At 34.9% G+C, this 21,118-nt stretch carries 19 protein-coding genes; 14 read left to right on the top strand and 5 right to left on the bottom strand.

All coding sequences use genetic code 11. The annotated features are described in order from the left end of the window. From ACH0BF_RS16875 to ACH0BF_RS16845, 7 genes are all read left to right on the top strand, one after another. A partial coding sequence (locus tag ACH0BF_RS16875) for a reverse transcriptase/maturase family protein (protein ID WP_406909823.1) occupies nt 1-1,364 on the top strand: 1,364 nt, incomplete at its 5' end. Beyond that, nucleotides 1,255-1,605: an HNH endonuclease gene (locus tag ACH0BF_RS16870; protein WP_406909822.1), complete on the top strand. Its 351-nt coding sequence runs from the start codon at nt 1,255-1,257 to the stop codon at nt 1,603-1,605. The genes ACH0BF_RS16875 and ACH0BF_RS16870, both read left to right, overlap by 110 nt. A 106-nt stretch (nt 1,606-1,711) precedes the next feature. Then, on the top strand, nt 1,712-3,469 hold the full coding sequence (locus ACH0BF_RS16865; RefSeq protein WP_406909821.1) for an NlpC/P60 family protein: 1,758 nt from the start codon (nt 1,712-1,714) through the stop codon (nt 3,467-3,469). Between the two features lie 101 nt (nt 3,470-3,570). After that, nucleotides 3,571-4,230 carry a hypothetical protein gene (locus tag ACH0BF_RS16860; protein ID WP_406909820.1) on the top strand — a complete coding sequence of 220 codons (660 nt, stop codon included), beginning with the start codon at nt 3,571-3,573 and terminating at the stop codon, nt 4,228-4,230. 116 nt (nt 4,231-4,346) lie between these two features. Next, nucleotides 4,347-5,615 (top strand): DUF2325 domain-containing protein, encoded by a 1,269-nt coding sequence (locus ACH0BF_RS16855; protein ID WP_406909819.1) that lies wholly within the window; start codon nt 4,347-4,349, stop codon nt 5,613-5,615. Between the two features lie 196 nt (nt 5,616-5,811). After that, complete coding sequence (locus tag ACH0BF_RS16850) at nt 5,812-6,363, top strand: PH domain-containing protein (protein WP_406909818.1); 552 nt, start codon at nt 5,812-5,814, stop codon at nt 6,361-6,363. A gap of 297 nt (nt 6,364-6,660) precedes the next feature. Then, the gene (locus tag ACH0BF_RS16845) at nt 6,661-7,143 is read left to right on the top strand and encodes a hypothetical protein (protein ID WP_406909817.1); all 483 of its coding nucleotides are present in this window, start codon (nt 6,661-6,663) and stop codon (nt 7,141-7,143) included. 181 nt (nt 7,144-7,324) lie between these two features. On the opposite strand, the gene ACH0BF_RS16840 is transcribed toward ACH0BF_RS16845, so the two are convergent. Further along, entirely contained in the window at nt 7,325-8,629 is a 1,305-nt protein-coding gene (locus ACH0BF_RS16840; RefSeq protein WP_406909816.1) for a replication initiation protein, read from the bottom strand. Nucleotides 8,630-10,153: 1,524 nt separating this feature from the next. On the opposite strand from ACH0BF_RS16840, the gene ACH0BF_RS16835 reads away from it, so the two are divergent. Further along, on the top strand, nt 10,154-10,327 hold the full coding sequence (locus ACH0BF_RS16835) for a hypothetical protein (RefSeq protein WP_406909815.1): 174 nt from the start codon (nt 10,154-10,156) through the stop codon (nt 10,325-10,327). A gap of 246 nt (nt 10,328-10,573) precedes the next feature. On the opposite strand, the gene ACH0BF_RS16830 is transcribed toward ACH0BF_RS16835, so the two are convergent. Both ACH0BF_RS16830 and ACH0BF_RS16825 read right to left on the bottom strand, forming a co-directional pair. Further along, nucleotides 10,574-10,759, bottom strand: a complete 186-nt coding sequence (locus ACH0BF_RS16830) for a hypothetical protein (protein ID WP_406909813.1) — start codon at nt 10,757-10,759, stop codon at nt 10,574-10,576. Nucleotides 10,760-10,906: 147 nt separating this feature from the next. Beyond that, nucleotides 10,907-12,091 carry a flagellin N-terminal helical domain-containing protein gene (locus ACH0BF_RS16825; protein ID WP_406909812.1) on the bottom strand — a complete coding sequence of 395 codons (1,185 nt, stop codon included), beginning with the start codon at nt 12,089-12,091 and terminating at the stop codon, nt 10,907-10,909. A 224-nt stretch (nt 12,092-12,315) separates the two neighbouring features. Here ACH0BF_RS16825 and ACH0BF_RS16820 point away from each other — a divergent pair, with 224 nt between their 5' ends. The 6 genes from ACH0BF_RS16820 to ACH0BF_RS16795 all read left to right on the top strand — a co-directional run bounded on the left by ACH0BF_RS16820 (nt 12,316) and on the right by ACH0BF_RS16795 (nt 18,900). Further along, entirely contained in the window at nt 12,316-14,409 is a 2,094-nt protein-coding gene (locus tag ACH0BF_RS16820; protein WP_406909811.1) for an AAA family ATPase, read from the top strand. 133 nt (nt 14,410-14,542) lie between these two features. Next, on the top strand, nt 14,543-15,802 hold the full coding sequence (locus tag ACH0BF_RS16815; RefSeq protein WP_406909810.1) for a peptidoglycan DD-metalloendopeptidase family protein: 1,260 nt from the start codon (nt 14,543-14,545) through the stop codon (nt 15,800-15,802). Between the two features lie 123 nt (nt 15,803-15,925). Continuing rightward, complete coding sequence (locus ACH0BF_RS16810; protein ID WP_406909809.1) at nt 15,926-16,459, top strand: hypothetical protein; 534 nt, start codon at nt 15,926-15,928, stop codon at nt 16,457-16,459. Between the two features lie 49 nt (nt 16,460-16,508). After that, a complete protein-coding gene (locus ACH0BF_RS16805) occupies nt 16,509-17,234 on the top strand; it encodes a hypothetical protein (protein WP_406909808.1) in 726 nt (241 codons plus the stop codon). A gap of 5 nt (nt 17,235-17,239) precedes the next feature. Then, on the top strand, nt 17,240-17,806 hold the full coding sequence (locus ACH0BF_RS16800) for a hypothetical protein (RefSeq protein ID WP_406909807.1): 567 nt from the start codon (nt 17,240-17,242) through the stop codon (nt 17,804-17,806). A gap of 347 nt (nt 17,807-18,153) precedes the next feature. Beyond that, nucleotides 18,154-18,900 carry an S-layer homology domain-containing protein gene (locus ACH0BF_RS16795; protein ID WP_406909806.1) on the top strand — a complete coding sequence of 249 codons (747 nt, stop codon included), beginning with the start codon at nt 18,154-18,156 and terminating at the stop codon, nt 18,898-18,900. Nucleotides 18,901-19,317: 417 nt separating this feature from the next. Here the strand turns inward: ACH0BF_RS16795 and ACH0BF_RS16790 are convergent, their stop codons facing one another. Together ACH0BF_RS16790 and ACH0BF_RS16785 are read right to left on the bottom strand one after the other, a co-directional pair. Next, nucleotides 19,318-20,211 (bottom strand): hypothetical protein, encoded by an 894-nt coding sequence (locus ACH0BF_RS16790; RefSeq protein WP_406909805.1) that lies wholly within the window; start codon nt 20,209-20,211, stop codon nt 19,318-19,320. Beyond that, nucleotides 20,208-21,032, bottom strand: coding sequence for an ABC transporter permease subunit (locus tag ACH0BF_RS16785; protein WP_406909804.1), 825 nt, complete (start codon nt 21,030-21,032; stop codon nt 20,208-20,210). Before ACH0BF_RS16785 ends, ACH0BF_RS16790 begins: the two co-directional genes overlap by 4 nt. Nucleotides 21,033-21,118: the final 86 nt, after the last annotated feature.

Genomic DNA, 21,118 nt, shown 5'->3' with positions numbered 1-21,118 from the left:
AAGATTTTAGTTATCAACCAAAACCGTCCAAAAGGGTATATATTCCAAAGAAAAATGGTAGTAAAAGACCGCTAGGTGTACCGTCTTTTGAAGATAAACTCGTTCAAGAGGTTGTCAGAACGCTACTTGAAGCGATGTATGAGAAAAACTTCTCAGACCGCTCACATGGTTTCCGACCAGAAAGAAGCTGTCATACTGCTCTAATGCAAGTAAAAGACAGGTTCACGGGGGCCAAGTGGTTTATAGAAGGTGATATCAAAGGTTTCTTTGATAACATAGATCATCACAAGCTAATAGGAATACTAAAACGTAAAATAGATGATGAAAAATTCATCAATCTTATTTGGAAGTTCCTTAAAGCAGGTTTCCTAGAAGATTGGCAATACCATAAGACATACAGTGGTACTCCACAAGGTGGAATTATCAGTCCTATCTTATCAAACATATACTTGCATGAACTCGATACCTTTATCGAGTCATACAAAGAAAAATTTGATGAAGGTAAAGAGAGAAAACGCCTTAAAGAGTATCGCACTCGTGAGTCAAGACTATACCGAGCGAATGCACGGTATAAAGAAAAATGGCATGAAATGAACGAATCTGAAAGGGAACAGGCATTACAACATCTGGACGAGTTAAAGAATCACATGATGGAATTACCTTATAAAGACCCAATGGATGATAACTATAAACGAATTCAATACGTGCGATATGCCGATGATTTTATCATCGGGGTAATTGGAAGTAAAAAAGACTGTCAACAAATAAAACATGACATCAGCGAGTTCCTTGATAAAGAACTCAAAATCGAATTATCACAGGAAAAGACGCTCATTACACATTCAAGTAAAAGAGCAAGATTTCTTGGATATGACATTAAGATCAGTCATGACAATAAGACAGCCAAATATACAGCTAGCGGACATAAGCAAAGAACACGCACAATGAGTTGTGAACTTCTATTACCGCACGAAGTATGGCGGAACAAGTTAATCGAATATAAGGCGTTAAAAATAGATGAAAAAACAAAGCAATGGAAATCCATGCATCGGGCGCATTTACTGCAAAATGATGACCTTGAAATATTAACCATTTACAACGCAGAAATTAGAGGTTTATATAATTACTACAAACTAGCGAACAATGTTTATAAATTAGACAGCTTTAAATTTATTATGGAGTACAGCATGTATAAAACGTTCGCTAATAAATATAAATCAAGCGTAAGGAAAATCCGTAGAAAATACAGTATAAATGGTCAATTTGCAATTAGATATGAAACTGCCTCCGGCAGTAAATTTGCATATTTCTATAAAGATGGATTCAAAAAAACAGTTACTCCCATCGAAAGATTCCGAGGTTGATGTTATTTCTAAAACAAGAAATATCATTTACAACCGTACGGGGTTAATCAAACGCCTTCTAGCAGGACAATGTGAATGGTGCCACGCTACAAATGTAGAGTTGGAAATTCATCACGTGAAGAAATTAAAAGACCTCGAAGGAAAAAAACTATGGGAAAAGCGTATGATTGAACGAAACCGTAAAACTATGGCACTCTGTAAAAAATGCCATGTGGATTTACACAACGGTAAACTGGACTGATAAGTGGAGAGCCGTATACATCGAGAGGTGTACGTACGGTTCGGGGAGGAGTATTTGGAAACCTAGCATAGAAATATGCCAAGGCGCCGGGTGCTTACTCTACTTCATGCCTTGTACTTGGCTTGGATGGAATTATAGTGGTTGTACAGGAACAAAAGGAAGGGGTAGTAATATACCGAAGAATACGTTATTAAACCCTTCAATGATTGCTAAGTATGGAGGATATGGCGTTGATGCAAATGGTGATGGTAAAGCAGATCCTATGCAAATTGAAGACGCCATTCATGCAACGGCTAACTATTTAAAGGCATCCGGTATGCCAGGCAACCCCAAAAAAGCAATTCGTAGATACAATCATTCTGATAAGTATGTCAATGATGTTATGAGTTACGCAGCCAAATTTAGGGCAGAAGCTAGCACAGCTCCTAATCCAGCTACTACTACCACTGCATCAGCATCTAAAAAAGGTTCATTGATGAACTCATTTAGCTTTGTTTCAAGGGCTTATGCGAATTCGAGTGCAAACTACCAGTCTGGATGGAAGGCAACAGCTTATGCGCCTGCACTTGGTGGTATAAATGGTGGATCAACAACAGCTAGTGGTACAAAAGTGGTTAATGGTAGAACCATTGCAGTTGATCCAAAACTTATTCCTCTCGGCTCTATTGTAGCAATTAAAGTGCCTAATATGCCTAAATATAATGGTGTGTATGTTGCGGAGGATACCGGAGGAGCAATTAAAAATAAAAAGATTGATATAGCAATAGCACCAGGTCAGGTGAAGGCCTTCGGTGTAAAAAGCATTCAAGTAGCTATCTTAAAACGAGGAAGCGGCGTAAAGGACGCTAAAAAGACAGTAGCAACTTGGAGTACCTCCAAGGCTAAGTGGGAGCAGTTAGCAGGAGTAGCTTCTTCTTCTAATACAGATAATGGTCCATACGGAGTTAATAATGGAACATTCCCTCTACCAAAAGGTCAATATGATAAATTTGGTGATTCATGGGGGAACGATAGAACGTATGGTGGTAATAGGAGACATGAAGGTAACGATATTATGGCTAAAAGCGGCGTGAAAATCTATTCAGCAACTGATGGAGTTGTTGAAAAACATGGTTGGAATAAACTAGGCGGTTGGCGGCTTAATATTAAATCACCTGATGGATACAACCTATATTACGCTCACATGCTAAAATACGCTCCCGGTATCAGTAAGGGAGTAAAAGTAAAACGAGGACAGTTGATTGGATATGTTGGTGCAACTGGCTATGGTCCACAAGGTACGACAGGAAAGTTTGATCCTCACTTGCATTTTGGTATCTACAAAAATGGTAAGGCGATTAATCCATATCCGTTCCTGAAAGCATGGGAAAAGGGAGAGCAAATTCTTGATGATTCTAGCCCTTATGCTTCTTGTGGAACCGATGAAGGTGGAGAAAGTAGCGAACTTGGTAGTGGAAATGCAACAGGAAAAGCTGCTGATGTTTTAAAAGCCGGAGAAAAGTGGCTTGGTCGCCCTTACAAATGGGGTGGAGGAAGAACAGATGCAACAGTGGCCAAAGGGTTATTCGATTGTTCTGGCTTTGTCCATTACGCTTTCTCGCAAGTAGGAATAAATCTAGGACCTCGTAATTCTGTAAGTACGGATACTTTAAAGAAACTTCAAAAGAAGATACCAGCAAGTCAAATGCAACCAGGAGATCTTGTGTTCTTTGATACCGATAAAACAGATGGGCATGTAGGCATTTACGCAGGTAATGGCAAGTTTTTAGGTTCACAAACTTCTACAGGAGTGGCGTATGCTGATATGTCAAAAGGGTATTGGAAGAACAAATTTAACGGACGAGTTATTAGAGTTTTAAAGTAGAGACTAATATCATCGCCCCTTCCGTTCATTGAAGGGGCGATCTATTTTTCTTTATTAAATCGTTGTATAGAAAAATCTTGAAATATAGGAGCGAGGAAGGTATGTCACTAAGGGATAAAATAGTAATGTGTTTTATTGTTCTTGGCATGGTTGCATCATTTATTTTTGTGAAAAAGACAGATTTTTTTGTTAAAGGAGAGTCTTTACATCTACAACAGTCTGGAAAAGAACTTGTTGAACTAATGGAAAGAATAGAAAAAGAACCATCTCCTACTGTTAAGTGGTTAGAAATTAGAGAGGGACGGGAACCAGGAACGAGATTGGAAGGGCTAGGAGCTGCAAATCGAGAATACATGACGGATATACCAAAAATTGACTCTCCCGCTAAAACGATTCAGTATACATTTGCAACCGTTATATTCAAAAAAAAGGAGCTTTTTAGACCTAATTTTTTGCCAGACCAACTCTTTAAAGATCTTTATAAAAAAGAAAAGTCAAATACGGATGAAGAGCAGGTTTTAAACTCTATAATGAATAAAATCAGTCGAAACAATAAGCTCAAAGATGTTGAATTGATCAATGTAAAAGAAACAGACATTGATGCTACTGCCAAAGTATTTCTAATCTATAAGGATAAAAAGCGAGTGAAATTGAATTTAGAACTATATAAAACGTATGATGAAGAATTTAAGGCCTATCAATATCGCATTACTAATAGTTTGTGGGATATCATATCTGAAGTTGAAAAAATTGATAAGTAGTTTTCAAACAAACTCTCTCAGACAAGCAGTATAAGGTTAATATACACTGATAATACAAATATTGAACCTACAACAACTAAAGTAATTATTTTAAAACGGAAAGGATAGAAGAGAGTATGAATCAATTAGACAAGATGACGAGGGTGGAAGAAAATTTAATTGCTGTATTAAAGCAGATTAGTGAAAAGATAGATAACATTGATGAAGATGATGAAAAATACAAGCAACTCTGGCATCCATTCATAATAAAAATAGAGGAAGCTATATCTGATCTCCCTCATAAGCCAATAGATATTCTCCCGCTATTCATTGTTAGAAGAATGATCAGGGAGTTTGATCCACGGTTATATCCCAAAAGAAGATCTATGCTTATGGAGACACTGCAGGTTAAAATTACACCGAAGGATGAAAAGAAGGGGAGTCCGGGTGTGTTCTTCCGCTTGCTTCGTAATTACTATAAGCCTCATATTCGTAGTAATGTCGAAGATTTTGTTCTTTTCCATACAGTAGATGTAGCCGCACCTCTAAAGGAAGCTAAAAAAGATGAGTGGCCAATGGTTATTGAAAAAATGATTAATGAATTAGGATTTTATACTGTATGGATTATCGCAGATAAAGTAATAAAAAATGAAGAACTGGTGGAAATCGTTAAAGAAACAGCACCAGATGATTACATTGAGACCATTGTGGATCTGTTTGATTTTTACAGAGAAGTGGATTATGAAAATCTTTTTTCTCCCAATTATGTTGTTCAATCTGCACAGACTCGTTCACTTAAGAAGGAGCATGAGAGATTAAAAAAACAGGTATCAAAACAGGAGAAAGAAACACAGAAGTTAAAGAGGGAAATTCATACAGCTAAAATGGAAAACAAACAGCTTGAAGGGCAGTATTACGAATTATATGAAGACTCACTGAAAGAGATTGACGCGCTTCACAAACAGCTTGAAGAAGAACGGATGCATTATGAATCAATTATTCAAAAGCTAAATAAAACAATTCAAGAGTTGCAAATAAATACTGAGAACAGCCAATTTTCTATGATCCCTGACGGAGAAGATAGGGGAGACCTTGAAGGAAAGACCATTGCATTAATCGGGGGAGATCGGGTTCGACACTTTCAAGAGATTGTAGAAAAGTTCAATGGCAACCTTGAATTTGTATCAGAAAAAGATATTAGTTTAGTAGAAGGGGCAGTTTCCCGATCAGATGTTGTATTCTTTTTTAAAGAAGTTGCTGGGCATCATCTGTATAGAAAAGCTATTCAAACGGCGTCTAAGAAGGGAATACCATTCCGATATGTAAATTCTAAAGGCATTAGTGGATTTAAACGGACCCTTCTCTCCTATACAGACTCATTGGAAAGGAATGCCTCAGAAGTATAATACAAAAACTGAACAAGTGTAAATTTGAAGTAAAGTTGTACGGTTTATAAAAAAGCCGTACTGTTTTGAAGAAAGTTGGACAGTTTATAAAAAAGATGTACCCGAATTATCTATACTCTGTAATTACACTAAAGGGGAATTCCCCTCAACTATAAGTTCCAATTTTGGTACAATATGGGGAAAGGAGGGGTTCCTTATGGATAAGAATATTGAGAGTCGTATTTTACAAAAGAGTTATACACCAAAACTGGCTAAAACTTATTTGAAAACACACGTATTAGCAATTGAAGAATTTTCAAAATTAATCAAAGAAGATGAAGATATCATTTTTGTTAGCAGCGGCTCTATTGAAGGAAGAAATAGAAATGGAATGGTTTTTATTACAAACAAACGAATAGTTGTTAGTTTAAAACTCTTTGGAACACATGTGGAACAATTTCACTATGAACATATTACAGCAGTTGATTATAAGGTCAATTGGCTTGGACAAGGCATAATAGAAATTGATTCATATGGAAAAAGTAAAAAAGTGAGCTTTTATGAAGCTGGCAAAAATGATGAGTACTTGAGAAAAGCTGTTGAATACATTAACAACAAAATGTTAGAAGCTACACAACCGGAAATAAAGCCAGTTCAAAATACTTCTGAATCAGACTTTATAACACAATTAGAACGCTTAGCAAATTTAAGACAACAAGGAATCCTTACCGAAGATGAATTCCAAGAACAGAAGAAAAAATTGTTGTAGCGATAAAAAAAGCGTCCTTATTTATAGATTTTTAAACAATATAAGTACGAGAAAAAGGATACAAATGACTAACTTCTACAGGTGCGCTAATTATCCAAATAAGGTCTATTAGATGATGGATAAATAAATAAATAAAGGGAGAAGGTCAGCTAAATAAATACTTCCACTTTTATGAAATCAAAAGGGTAAATTTCAAGAGAGAAAACTATTAAAGGGGAGATTTATATAGCAAGTAAAAAGAAGTTGCTGTATAGCGTTGTATTAACTGTAATTATTATTGGTATAGGGGTTATTAGTTTGTACGCACAGTACCCGATAAAGATGGGTGAGGAGGATATTAAAAAGCATTTAGAGGATTGGGAAAACAGCTCTGATACGCCAGATACCATAGAGGTTAAATCATTTAAACAGCTAGGGGAAACAGATACATATGTTGCTTCTTACAAACTGGATGAATCCCCAGCTATAGCGGTGTTAGAAAAAGGTATAAACAATCGATTAAAGATTGTGTCGTTGAGTTCTGGAACGAGTGAGGTACGATATGAAGATATTGCGACGGATGATGGAATTTATATAGCACTTTCTGGCGTGAATCAGAATGAGAAGATATCTATGATAGAAGTGGATTTACAAACAGAAGATTACAGTTATCGTGTAGATGTGCCTGAAGGTGACTACTTTACGGTGGTAAATTTGCTGCCTCCTTCTATTAAAAACCCTGTAGCCATATCTTTTACGTCATATGATAAAAACGGTAAGCAATTAATATTAGGTGAATAACTATTTTGAGAAACAGCATACTGCCTCTCTTTTTCTAACGAATACAATAATCCTATTTGACTAACGGTAACGTTATTTTATTAAGAGGTAAACAATTATAAAGAGCCTTGCTGCATATAGAATGTAGTAAGGCTCTTATCTTTTTTAACCAAAATTCAATAACTTTATTATCACTATACATTTAATATGGGAGTTCATTCATTTTTTGCCATTGTTCAAAAAAAGGCTTTATTGGAGATTCCTCTATATCATCTAAAGTAAGAGGGGGATAATTCATATTCTGTCGCTCCAATTGTATATCGTTGAGTTTTTTGAAAAGTACTTTTTCACGTTCTTTGCCGATTTCTCTAACTAATTCTAAACTGCTAGGCTTTTCTTTTTGGATTACAGTCATATAGTAACTGTTAATGGCTTCTAAAGCTTTAACATCTTCTTTCGCTTTTATATTTAAGCGGTTGCTATAATCTTTTTGAACAATGCTATAGAGTGATTGCTCTTTTTTATTGGCTTCATATATTGATTCGGCATAATTATTTTCAACTGCTTTAACTATATAGCCAGCAAGGTTAGCGATCGAGTCCCCTGTGCTTCGCATGACATATAGAATGTTTTCTTCAATATAACGCGGATGGTACTTGCTAATAAATTCCTCCGCCTTCTTTCTCTTAACTCCATTGGCAATTAGTCTATTCAACAGTGTTTTAACATCATAGTCAACAGCTTCCTCAGTTAAATACTTGTCAATATTCGATTCGTTTCTATGTATATAGAAGATAAAACTTTCAATTTTGCGGCCTTTACGTTTATGAACATCATACTCAAAATGAATATCCGTTTTTGCATTAATTTCATTTTTAGCTTTATCAAGTACCACATTTCTAAAGTTTTTCATTAATGTTAGCTTGTCATCCGCTATATTAAGCAACCGTCGAAGTTCATTAACCTTAATTATACGTTTACCCCAAGGCTGCCGTTCTTTTAGTAATTCATATATTCTCCAGGAATATTCTGACTTGAACTGGAGTACATTAAACAATTGATATTTTGTATAGGTCTTTAAATTAACCAAATAATCAGCTAGCGCGTCAGATAACTTAATTCGTACGATACCTTCTCCTTTTAAATAAGTTGCCTGTTGAATCCAGTTAATTTTATTAACGATTACTTGACCTTTAGTAGAGTCATACGTCTCAATTACAAACATTTTGCTTTGCAAACCATCCACTGCTTTTTCAACACGTTCGTAAAAACTTTTTTCTGAAACTCCAATAAGATTAGCAAGCTCCTTAATAGGTAGCGAGTACATTTTAAAATCCTTGTCATCAGGTTGAACTAAACTTACCAAGGCATAAACTATTCTGCGCTCATTTATCGAAAGGTCTTGTCGTGCATTGATTAGCTCATTGGATTGATTGATCCAATAGTACGGACGTATATCCGCATCCTCTATTTCAAGTGATAATTGTTCATCTCGTGGATGATCCATAAAATATGCCACCTTTCCACAAGTTAAAGTAGTTCGGAAAAAAGTTAATAATCGTTCATGAAGGATTGCTTACATGAATAAATATAATATAACCTTTCTGAGAATTCTAGTGAGGTAAAAACTTCAATCCTAGTAATTTCTTAATGTCTACCTAAACGGGGTGAACAGACCTAATCTTAAAGAGGTTTATAAATATAATGTCTACCTAAAGAGGGTCAAAATTTTTTTTATAAATAAAGTGAAAAACTTCTTTTAAATGTAGAGAACAATCTCTATCAAGTAGGAAATAGCTATTGAGAGGATATACCCCATTTAGGTAGACAATACAGTGGAAAAATCACTTATAAACCCTATTTAGGTAGACAACAGAACAAAGGATTTACTTAGTGATCCCGTTTAGATAGACAATAGGTCAGAGGAAGGGACTGAATAACCCCGTTTAGATAGACAATAGAACTGGGGAACCACTAATAAACCCTGTTTAGGTAGACAATAGAACTGAGGAAACACTGATAAACCCTGTTTAAGTAGACAATGGAACAGAGTATCTGCTTATAAACCCTGTTTAAGTAGACAATGGAACAGAGTATCTGCTTATAAACCCCGTTTAGATAGACAATGGAACAAAGAAACTACTTATAAACCCCGTTTAGATAGACAATGGAACAAAGAAACTACTCATAAACCCCGTTTAGGTAGACAATAGAACAGAGTAACTACTCATAACCCCGTTTAGGTAGACAATAGAACAGAGTAACTACTCATAACCCCGTTTAGGTAGACAATGGAACAGAGTAACTACTCATAACCCCGTTTAGGTAGACAATAGAACAGAGAAGCTACTTATAAACCCCGTTTAAGTAGACAATAAAGCGGAAAGTCTTCTACCAGACCCCATTTAGGTAGACAATAGAATAGTAGTCACTGATAGACCCCGTTTAAGTAGACATTGAAAGTCTTTTTTTAAAGCCAACCCTGTTTAGGTAGACTTTATGCCCCGTTTAGGTAGACATTCCACCCTGTTTAGGTAGACCCTTGACCCCGTTAAGGTAGCTATTTCACCCCGTTTAGATAGACTTTCTACCCCGTTTAAGTAGACAATTATCTCTCTGAGCCCTTGAAGGACAAGGGATAGCCAAAGTAATAAACAAGAAACATAAAAAACAATATTAAACAATATTAAACAATAAAAACATGAAACTATCGAATGTGGATAACTTTTTACTAAATAACAAGTAACTTTATCTAAATTTAATTAGAAAAAACTGCTTTTTCCCCAAATGGTGTACAGTGATAATAAAGTTGTTTAATTTACAGTAAAATCATTTAAAAATTAATATATTTGTTTATAAAGCCTTCTTATACTAACTGGACAGGTTAGTATAAGTACATTACAGTATTTGTGATTAATGGTAATTTTCAAAATTGTTTACAATATTATCCGATTCTCCTAATATTATAGGTAGGTATTTTATGCTAATGCTTATGGTCTATCTTTATTTATTATGATTGGAGATATCCATTATGGATAAATCAAAGGTTTATCAAAAAGTGGTCATGGTTAATACTGATGAAGATATACCTATTGAAAAGGCAAAAGAACTTTATGATCATTTGGTTTGTAAAGTATGTGAGGATCCAGATTCTGAGGAAGATTTTATTTGTCAGGACTGCTTTTCTGAACTCTTTTATAAATAGGGTACCTTGTGAATAATTGTACTTAAGCTAAAGGGTGCGTTAGTTCAATAAGTAGTAAACAACTTTAAAGAGCCTTGCTCCATATAGAATGTAGTAAGGCTCTTATCTTTTTTAAACAAAATTCGATAACTTTATTATCGCTATACAAATGGTATGTATTTATAAGTGATCCAAAAAATCAATAAGTTGTTTAGAAAGAATAACTAAGCTATTTAACTATCAAAATGAGAAAAAATTTATCCAATATTAGACTGTGACTTTCACAGTCTCAGCTAAAACCTTCCAAGCCTCTTCTTCTGTTAAAGCACGATAAATAGTAACTGCTACGTTTGGATTGGACTTTTTCTTGAACTCAAATACTGTCCCTTCTTTTAGAGATGCCCCTATAGCCATGACACTCCATTCTTCTCTAAGTTTTTTTGTTTCTGACATACTCTCACTCCATTCATTAAATCGCAAATTCAATGCTTTACACGACATTATTTTATGAAGTTGAATTTCGCAGCATAAAAGTGCAAGTTCAATTGGATAAATTAGAACAACTATATTAATTCAGCTCACCAAGAATAGCCATATATATTAAAAAGACTGTAGCAAACCAGCCATGTAATTTCTATGATTATTACCCATTTCTTTAAAAATCGATAGAGTTATTTGTGACTGAACTTGGTTCTTAATTAAAGACATAGTTTCCTTTGCCATATCAGTATCTACTAATCGTGAAAAGTCACTTGTAAGCTGTGTCTCTTTTGTTGAGCTATAGGACAAACGGTTTTCTAAAGTTTTTTGTTTAATACCCAAATCTGCACGCATTGAACTCAACTGATCTAACACATGTTTATCTAGATAATCTATATTAAGTAGCTTATCAAGAGACTCTTCCTGTAAATTTAACAAAGTAATATCAAAGGATTCCCCAGCCACAGATTCAATTCTTTTTTCCTCAGACCTCAATATGAAGCTAACATTGGCTTCACCACCACCTACAATTTGATAACGCTGTACACCTGTTAAATCTTTGTCATTGGATTTCTCGTTTAATTTAAGTGTTCCATTCACACGGTTACCAAAAAAGTTTAATTGGTAAGAAGCAGTCTTCCCGTCATCACTAAATTTTATTTTCCCTCGATTTTCGACCCCGTTTGAGTAGACAATAAACTCGTGCTCTTTCTTCCCTTGTTGATGATCTAATGTAAATGAGCCCTTAAGTTTTTCAGACGAATTAGGCATCGATATCTCAGCATCATAAGTACGGCTTAAAATATCCACCTGTTCTTTTTTACTTACCACTGAAATGGTTTGAAACTCTGGTATCTGTAACATTGGATCTCTTGGATTAGAAAAATCCCCTCCAAATATCTTGTTTGTGTTAAACGTCGCATTATTAAGGGTACCGCTAATGGTCCCTGTAAGAGCAAGAGCCTCTTTTTCAATTAACTTACGATCATCTATAGATAGAGTATCACTTTGATATTGTACTGCTAATTCACGAAGTTTTTGAGCAACATCATGCGCATGAGACAGGGCCTGTTCTCCTGTTTGTAAAAGAGAGATACCGTCTTGTAGATTGTTTTGCTCTATAGCATTTTCTCTAACTGCCGCTTCAGTTCGACTAATACGGAACATTTTACCCGGATCATCAGATGCCGAATTCACTTTCTTTCCTGATGATAAGTTCTGTATAGATTTTGAAATTGCCTTTAATTGAGCCTGTGCTAAATTCGTATTCTGTAAACTACTTACTGTAAAATCATTGATCCTCATCTAAGAGCATCCTCCTTAATTATGAATAAAATTTTTAATATAAAAAATATTAGTTTTAAATTGATTCATAAGTATGATGTGGAGAATATGGATTCTTTCGAAGAGGAAAATGAAAAAATTTATTCTTTTAGTAAAACCTGAGCCGCAAAGTCTGTAAGCACATTAAAAATTTCCCTGTTAAAATAAGAGTATAACCATTAATAAAAATGAAGGAGGAGCAAAATATGATCCACACAATCCTTCTATCCATGCAATGGTATTTTTTATTCCAAGTCATGTTTTTTGAAAGCTGGGGCCTGTACAAGCTCGCTCTCTTATATAACGTAAAAAAAGAAGTTGGACGCCTATATAATGAACTAAAATATGAAAATAATAGTGAAAATAGAAAAGAGGATAGCCAAATGAAAGAATTCACAGAAGGACGCCTAAATAAAGAACAAAAAATTCAGGAAGAAATTTCTCGAAAAGCGTGGATTCAAACACAAAAAAAGTTATATCCGTATTTGTATCCAGAAGGTGTTGATCTATCCATGACATATGAAGAAAGAATAAGGAAGGAGAAAATTGCGAAAGAAGTAGAACAACACGTATCTGTATTATTAGAACGTCAAAGAATCGAAAATAATCAAGCTGAAAAGAGGGGAGAGAAGATGTCTCAACAAGAAAAATTAGAATGGATTCAAAATTGTTTAAACCAACTTGTTGGACTAGACGAGGTAAAGTTATCTGTAAAAGAATTGATTGATCTGATTGAAGTGAATCGTTTGCGTCGAGAACAAGGACTATCAGAAACAAAACCAATGCTTCATATGATTTTTACAGGAAATCCAGGCACTGGTAAGACGACAGTCGCTCGAATCATTGCGGAAGTATTTAAAACACTTAATGTTGTTTCCAAAGGTCATCTTGTAGAAGTAACACGTGAAGATTTAGTTGAAGGCTATATTGGTCAAACAGCGGCTAAAACAAAAAAAGTACTTCAAGAAGCTTCTGGAGGCATTCTTTTCATTGATGAGGCATATACACTTTCGCGTGGAGGAGATCAAGATTTTGGCAAGGAAGCTATTGATACCATTGTAAAACATATGGAAGATCATCGCGATGATCTTATTATCATTTTAGCTGGTTATACTAAAGAAATGACGGAATTTATGCGTGCTAATTCAGGGCTTGCATCCCGATTTCCTTTTCAAATAAAATTTGCAGACTATTCTACAGATGAGTTGCTTACTATTCTAAAAAGAGAACTCAGAAAAAGACAATATACAATCAGTAAAGAAACTGAAAAGGCATTGTTGAACCATCTTGAAACAAAGTCTATTAAAGGTCGTTCAGATAATGGCAATGGACGAATGGTTCGTAACATGGTAGAAAAAGCTATTCGTCGGCAGTCAAGCCGGTTACGTAAGGAAATGGACTATCTTTCAAAGGAAAGGTTATCAGAATTAACAACAGGAGACTTTAATATTCAACAAGAATCTGTCTTTAATCTTGAAAAAACTTTGGCTGGAATTATTGGTAATGAAAAGTTAAAGGAAAAGATTCGAATGATAGCAGCTCAGATGAACATTCAAAAATTACGTAAAGAACAAGGGTTTAAAGTAACTGCAAGCAGTCAACATATGATCTTTCAAGGAAACCCAGGAACAGGAAAAACTATGATCGCTCGAACAATGGCTAAATTATTAATGGAATTAGGAGTTCTAAAAAAGGGTCATCTAGTTGAAGTAACACGTGAAGATCTTGTTGCAGGTTATATAGGACAAACAGCTTCTAAAACACGTGAGGTTGTAGAATCCGCTCTTGGCGGCGTATTGTTTATTGATGAGGCTTATACGCTTAGCACAGGAGGAGAGAATGACTTTGGGCGTGAGGCCATCAATACGTTGGTGAAAATGATGGAAGATCATCGTGATGAGTTGGTTATTATTTTAGCGGGATCTCGAAAAGAAATGACTGACTTTTTCCAAGCTAATTCAGGTTTAAATTCTCGTTTCCCTATTAAATTAGATTTTGAAGATTACAGCCCATTAGAAATGACACAAATCCTTGAGCTTCTAGCAATTAAAAAAGGATACAAAATACAGCTAGATACACTTAATAAGTTGTACCAATATTTAAAAGTACACCCTAGAGATGAACAGAGCGGAAATGGGCGTTTCTCACGTAATGTTTTAGAGGAAGCTATTCAATATCAAGCATATCGACTTAGCAAATTAGATAGAGCCCCCTCAAGAGAGGAACTTATGACATTGAATGATGAAGATTTTCCAATCTTATCTTCTCAGTCAACTTGTTCTCAATTACAGATACGCTGACTTTAACCTGGACATAGTGTTCGGGTTATTTTTTTGCAAAAAAAATTATGAAAACAAAAAAATAGCTCTTCACAAGAGAACGAACGACGATCATCATATCAAAAAGCGTTTAGAAAGGAGAATTATCAAAGCTGTGATTGCAAAAAAATGGACAGTAGTTGCAACAATTGTTCCAATAATGTTGACCATAGCATCTCCAATAGGATTTGCTGCAGAGTCAACAACCAATGTTGAGGAGAAATCAATAGATTCAAAGCAAAGCATCCAAGAGTATGATAAAAAAGCAAATGCGATCCATCAAATGCTAGAGGACCGAAAGCAACAGATTACTAAACTAACCTTTAAAGTTGAAAATTTAGAGAATCAAATTGAGGAGAGTGTAAAATACCTCGATCGTAAAAAGGAAGAATTCGAGGAAATATCCTCAGTTTATTTTGAGAACGGAGAAAAAATCGGTCTTACTAGTGTATTGATCCAGTCAGAAGATACAAGTGATTTTATTCATCGGCTTATACACTTTAAATCTATTGCTAAAAAAGAGAGCGCATTTATCCAAAAATATATCAACTTGCAAGAACAAATAAAAAAAGACCGTCAGACTGTTGATAATGCTAATTCAAAAATTAAAAAGCTGAAGAGGGAGATCACCACCTTAAAAGCCAAACTAAAAAAAACTCAATCTGATAAAGAAAATTATATGAGTGAACTCCATACAAATGAAGCAGAAGAATTGTTGGAGGCGGAATATGAAATAGAGGAAAAAGAGGCAGCAAACATAATGGAGACTCAGCATAAGGCTGATGAAATCGTTAAAGAAGCTGAAGAAGAGCGGGGAAAACAAGAAGCTCTTTATCAACTCTATAAAGAAATGGCAGATTTGAGACGAAAGGTTCATAAGAATGTACCTGGACCAAGCTATCCATATGGGGTAAATGGCGAGCAGCTTTCTACTCATCCTCTTGAAATTGCAGAGGAATCAAAAGGTAACAGTTTGTTTATGCGGCCGGCCACAGGGAGTATTACATCCGGATTTGGAAAACGTTCACTTGGTAACCATTATGGTGTTGATATCGGAAAAAATGGACGCAAAGGGGATGTTCCTATTGTTGCAGCTGCTGATGGTGTTGTGCTGAAGTCTTATTATTCAAGTTCTTATGGAAATGTGGTTTTTATCCGTCACACTTTTGGAACAGAGACTTATACTACGGTCTACGCCCATATGGAGGTTAGAGCAGTTAAGGCAGGCTCTTATGTGAAAAAAGGGATGCATATTGGCAATATGGGGAATACTGGGCGCTCATTTGGTCCACACTTACATTTTGAAATTCATAAGGGTGAATGGCAGGTTACCAAGTCAACAGCTATAGATCCTCTTAATTTTATATCGCGATGAGCTTGAAAGGAGTTATTTAATGCAAATCTATCAAGTTAAGAAATGTACATCATAATAGATTTTTAAATCTAATATAACAAGTATCTAGGCAGATTAATACTACCAGTATAAGGAGTGAAAATATTGAAAAAAAAGGTACTTTTAATATCGATCATTTTGACATTCGCCATTCCAGTCCTTTCAGGTTGCTTCGGAGGAGAAGAAGAGGCCGCTCAACCGAATCCCCAAGAGGAATACAATAAAACATTTGAATATGCAATTAATGAATCCAATAAGTTGCTAGATAGATATAGCTCAAATTTGGATAAGTTGTATATTGATGAATATACGCCTGAGCAATTTGGAGTCATTGTTCGGGAAGTTATTGGAACAAGTAATGACATCGTAACAAAAGTTGATCGAACTGATGCATCCAAGGAAATGTTTGAATTTCACCAAAAGGTTCTAACATATTTACAAAACCAACATAACTTATTTTTATCATCTATTTCACAAGCGAATGCAGCAAAAAATAATCAACAAATTACACTGGATAAGCAAAATTTGCGAAACAGTTATATGGCGGTCAAAACAGAACAAAGCAATCTTTTAAAACAGTGGAAAGAGATGTCGGGTTTATCTGTTGAGCTAAATAACAGTGTAGAGCAAGCACAATAATCATAAAAGTAATAACTAATAGGTTCGTTAGCTAGAGAGGGGAATAAAATTGAATAGCAAAAAATTGCACCGCTATGAACGGTGGTATTTCTTTTCGATTTACATATTATTTATCTTTATACTTTTAAAGATAGTAGCCTTTGTCGTTAGAAGCTTAGAATTATCTGTATGGTCTAATTTAGGCGCTTTCATGAGCATGCTAGCAATTTGTATAACAACGATATGCATCTATTGTAAGTCTTATAAATGGCGACGCGAAGGGAAGCGTTTGACGGAAGAAATTGGTTTAGAAAGTATAATTATTGTGCCGGGGAACTTTTTAAACCGTAATAATGTTTTAGAGTATGAAATTCACCATAAAACAGATAAAGTTCGTAATGGTTTGGCTAAACGAATGCGGAAAAAATCTGAAGTGATTGAAGAATTGAACAATTCGCTTCAGGAAGATTATCAAAAACTTGCAGAATGGAGAATGAAGAAGAAAAAAGAAACTCCTTCGGTAGATATTATGTTTCATACAACTACTCACCCAGCAATGATCCACATATGGCGAAAAAATAGCAAGGATTATTTTTATGTCAAACAAATGGATCAAGTATTAGACCCATACGCAAAAATGAATTGGATTCAGTGGCTTCCAGTTTCATTTGCCACAACTGGATATATCGGAAAGAGACCTAAAGAGTGGGGAAGTTATTATTTTTACTCTAATTGTTTAGGGGATAAAGAGGATGATATAAGAGAGGGGGAAGAGAAACCATCACAAGTTTCTTGATGAATATGAACAAACAACAACCTATTTCATCATCCTCATCGCATGTATTACCAAAACATGCACTTAAATCAAAGTTGTTCCTTATTGAAAAAGGAGAATATTCTTTTCTGTTAGAAGCGGTATCAAAACGTAAAGCAATCTTTTTATGTGCCAAAAAGTTAATACCGCATTATCAGTTTTTTATTAATAGCTTTGCCAAGGAAAGAAGTTTATTTAGCATATTTTATCGTGATAAATATGGTGTATTCAATGATCCACAGAGGATGAGACCGCTTCCTTTTAGCGACCATAAAAAAGCAGAATACATTAGCGAGCAAGTGAAGCGTAACATTCACAATTTTTGGGCTGATAGACCAGACTTGGGTGCAGAATACACAAGAGAATTTGTTAGAAGCCTTATCGCTCAAAAACAAAATAAAGAATATATAGGATCATTTACAGAAGAATTTTATATATGGACAATCATAAAGTTAATGGCTTCAGAAAAAGGGATAGCGGGAAAGTTAACTATCAGAGAGATTGATAGCCAACTAGCAAGAAATTATTCCTATTCTCACTTAAATAGTGAATAGAGGAAGACAATTAGAATATGAAAGGTAGGTGGACGAAGAGGAGGCGGATATGCCTCCTCTCTATTTATGAAAAAGAAAAATCTACTATTCTTGCTATGTGTAGTTGCAATAACATTAGTAATAACTTTATGTATAAAGGAAGAATTTTTTCAAAGTAAAGAATATTCACCGGAAAATTTTATGATCCCTCATAAATGGAACGAAATATCTACAATTAGAAACTTAATATTACAAGACTACTGTTAGTCTCATTGGAAATAGCAAACTCACTCAGCACAATTTTCCATAAGGCATTATAATAGAAGTAGATCAAAAGTAATTGAAACTAACTTGAGGGGGAACAGTAAATGAAAAAATTTAAAAAACTAACTGCAACTGTAGGAGTTTGCGCGCTGATGGGATTATCATTCGGAGGAGCGGCTCAAGCAGCTTCTTTTACCGATGTAGGAAATAAGCACCGTTTTTATTCAGATATAGACTACCTTACGGAGAGAAATATTATAAAAGGGCATTCCGATGGAACTTTCCGCCCGAATGGAGGAGTGACTCGGGGAGAAGCCGCTATTATGATTAGTCGAGCATTTAAGCTTGAAACTGAAAAGGGCTCGTCCTTCAAGGATATTTCATCTTCTGAAACGAGTCGGCATGTAGAAGCAGCTCGTAAAGCCGGCATCATTAAAGGATATACAGAAGATTCATTCCGACCTAATGAGCCAGTTTCACGTGGTCAAATGGCTATGTTTCTCTCTCGCGCATTTTCACTAAGCGAAACAAATAATGTGTACTTCAAAGATGTGGGCAAGAATATGGTTGCGTATGATTCGATCAGACGCATGGCAGCAAAAGGAATGGCACAAGGTTATACAGATGGTACTTATCGTCCAGATAACACTGTTACAAGAGGGCAATTTTCGGCCTTTCTTGCACGGGGATTAAAAGGAGGCATGACCCCGCCGGCACAACCATCAAAACCTAATGACAAGCCTTCCACAGATAAACCGTGGTTGGATGATATTAGAGACGATATCAAGGATCATATTGATAACTCGGATATAATCATTCAAGATCCAACACACTCAACTGAATTTAAATAATACTCTTATTCATTTGAATATCAGTATAGAATCTATTGATTACTATGTAGATTCGGTATAAAAATAGCTCTCACTTTATGAGGGCTATTTTTTATGAAGAAATTTTAAATTTATAATTTTTATAAGATGGTTACTGGATTTGAGTCAATAATTTGGACACAAAAAAGTTAAGTCTTAAGCTGTTCTTCTAACTTGATCCTCAATGGCTTGAGGTTTTTGATAGACAATGCTGCTATGAATTCTTTTTCGGTTATACCAGCCTTCTATAAACTGAAATATGGCCATAGCCTTTTTTAAGATTTCTACTTCCTGTTTTAACCGAAGGCTTTCTTTGCGAATATCTGCTAACTCTTTCAGTGTCGAAGCCTCTTTCTCCGAACTGATGGGGGGTAAAGTCTTTCACCCATTTATAAATCGTTACTTCTGATACCTAACTACACCTTCCTTCATCAAGTTTAGTGAGAAAATTGTAAAAGCAAACATGGATGTTGGTGCCAGAATAATCCACGGAGCTGTTAATAATTCTGTATGGTAAATAGCAATTAAACTGCTCCATTCATTAACAATTGATTTATATGTCTCTGCTGATTCGAATCCTTCAGTAGATACACGACCACCAAGAAAGACATTAAAAAATCCTAAATAAATAAATAACATGCTTGTCTGGACACATTGTTGAAAAAATAAAATTACCATTGGTGCTTTTAAAGATGGCCAAACATGTACCTTCCATAAATGCCATCTTCCTGCTCCCATTAAAATAGAAATTACAACATAAGGCTTTGTTAAAATCAGTTCTATCTCTTGTGCAATTAATAGAATGAGGGATGGTGACATAATCACAATTATGAATACAATTTGTATGGTCATGATAAATAAGCTCACTTTATCGAGATTTGTAAGCATCATTGGCATCATAAAAATAATTGCCAGAATAACAGTTGGCATATAATTAAAGGAATCTAAAATGACATAGACAGCTCTTTTTATATACCCACCCCATAATATTAAAATTCCCGCAAGAAAAACAGAAAGAAACACTTGAAAAAAGCTTACTACAGTCATAAGAAATATTGTATATTTTGCACCGTCGATGACTTTATAAAACATGCTAGTACCCTGCCTGTCGCTTCCAAAGGGAGGAAGGTCTATCGGTGAATAAGGGGCTGATAGCAGCGTTCCGTCTTCTTTCCTCAGAATAGAGGCGTGTGTCCCATCTCCTGTAAACGGAATATATATACTACTAATTAATAATAAGATAATTCCTGTGAAGCCTATAAGAAAACTTTTATAACGAAATAGTCCAATCACGGATTAACACCTCTTCTCCTTAAAAAGATAGACATTGTATAAAAGTAAAGAAAAGAAGGTGTGAATAATACAGAAAACCAAATGAAAAGAATGGTAGGAGTTATTCTTCCTCTAAACAAAAAGGACATATAACCATTTAGATTAAACATGTATTCGATAACAAACATTGAGGAAAGCATAAATAAAAACACAGGTTTGGAATGGTAAAATAAAAGTGGAACAATATTTCTGAATAGGTGTTTGTAAAAGATTGCATTTTTACCTATTCCTTTTGCATAGGCAAATTCAATATATGTTTTTTTAGATTCTTCGTGTAAGTAGTTGATTGACATTTTTGTAAGCTGAATTGTAGGAATAATGGCAAGACAAATAACTGGCAAGATGTAAGGACGCCCATTGCCAGAATCAGCTATGGAAAACAAGGTAACTCCAGTTAGCTTGTAGAAATAAATAACTGATAACTGGATGATTAAGAAAATCATAATATCGGGGATAGATTCAACTGCAGTCAGTAAATTTCTTGCTACCTTTTTCTTGGAATTAGATACGCAATAGTAAAAGTTAAGCAATAAAAAAGTTGTTAGAAGGGCAATACAAAAGGAAAGAAAAAATATGAAAAAGGAATAAACAAATAAAGACAAGAGCTCCGGTAATAACAAGCGATCAGCATTACTTCCATGGTTTCTATAAGTAATGGAAAAAGGTGATTGAATTTCATAAATTGATGTAATGAGAGCAGAAAAAAAAGTTTGTTCCGTATTTGAGAGAATAAAATGAACCAATAGAAAAAACAGTGTAATAGTTAAGAAGTATTTAAACAATAAACAACCTCCTTATTAACTTTTAATAATCTGGTAGTTTTTATAAATTTTACCATTTTAATTTAAAAATTAGAACTATCTTCACT

The sequence above is a fragment of the Pseudobacillus sp. 179-B 2D1 NHS genome (genome assembly GCF_045370945.1).
GTDB lineage: Bacteria > Bacillota > Bacilli > Bacillales > Domibacillaceae > Pseudobacillus.
This window is presented reverse-complemented; position numbering and strand designations above follow the sequence as displayed.

Coding starts and splice junctions, on each gene's coding strand:
- ACH0BF_RS16820 (WP_406909811.1), top strand. CDS start 12,316: ATGATCCACACAATCCTTCTATCCATGCAATGGTATTTTTTATTCCAA.
- ACH0BF_RS16825 (WP_406909812.1), bottom strand. CDS start 12,091: ATGAGGATCAATGATTTTACAGTAAGTAGTTTACAGAATACGAATTTA.
- ACH0BF_RS16835 (WP_406909815.1), top strand. CDS start 10,154: ATGGATAAATCAAAGGTTTATCAAAAAGTGGTCATGGTTAATACTGAT.
- ACH0BF_RS16865 (WP_406909821.1), top strand. CDS start 1,712: ATGCCTTGTACTTGGCTTGGATGGAATTATAGTGGTTGTACAGGAACA.
- ACH0BF_RS16870 (WP_406909822.1), top strand. CDS start 1,255: ATGGTCAATTTGCAATTAGATATGAAACTGCCTCCGGCAGTAAATTTG.
- ACH0BF_RS16850 (WP_406909818.1), top strand. CDS start 5,812: ATGGATAAGAATATTGAGAGTCGTATTTTACAAAAGAGTTATACACCA.
- ACH0BF_RS16800 (WP_406909807.1), top strand. CDS start 17,240: ATGAACAAACAACAACCTATTTCATCATCCTCATCGCATGTATTACCA.
- ACH0BF_RS16840 (WP_406909816.1), bottom strand. CDS start 8,629: ATGGATCATCCACGAGATGAACAATTATCACTTGAAATAGAGGATGCG.
- ACH0BF_RS16795 (WP_406909806.1), top strand. CDS start 18,154: ATGAAAAAATTTAAAAAACTAACTGCAACTGTAGGAGTTTGCGCGCTG.
- ACH0BF_RS16830 (WP_406909813.1), bottom strand. CDS start 10,759: ATGTCAGAAACAAAAAAACTTAGAGAAGAATGGAGTGTCATGGCTATA.
- ACH0BF_RS16860 (WP_406909820.1), top strand. CDS start 3,571: ATGTCACTAAGGGATAAAATAGTAATGTGTTTTATTGTTCTTGGCATG.
- ACH0BF_RS16855 (WP_406909819.1), top strand. CDS start 4,347: ATGAATCAATTAGACAAGATGACGAGGGTGGAAGAAAATTTAATTGCT.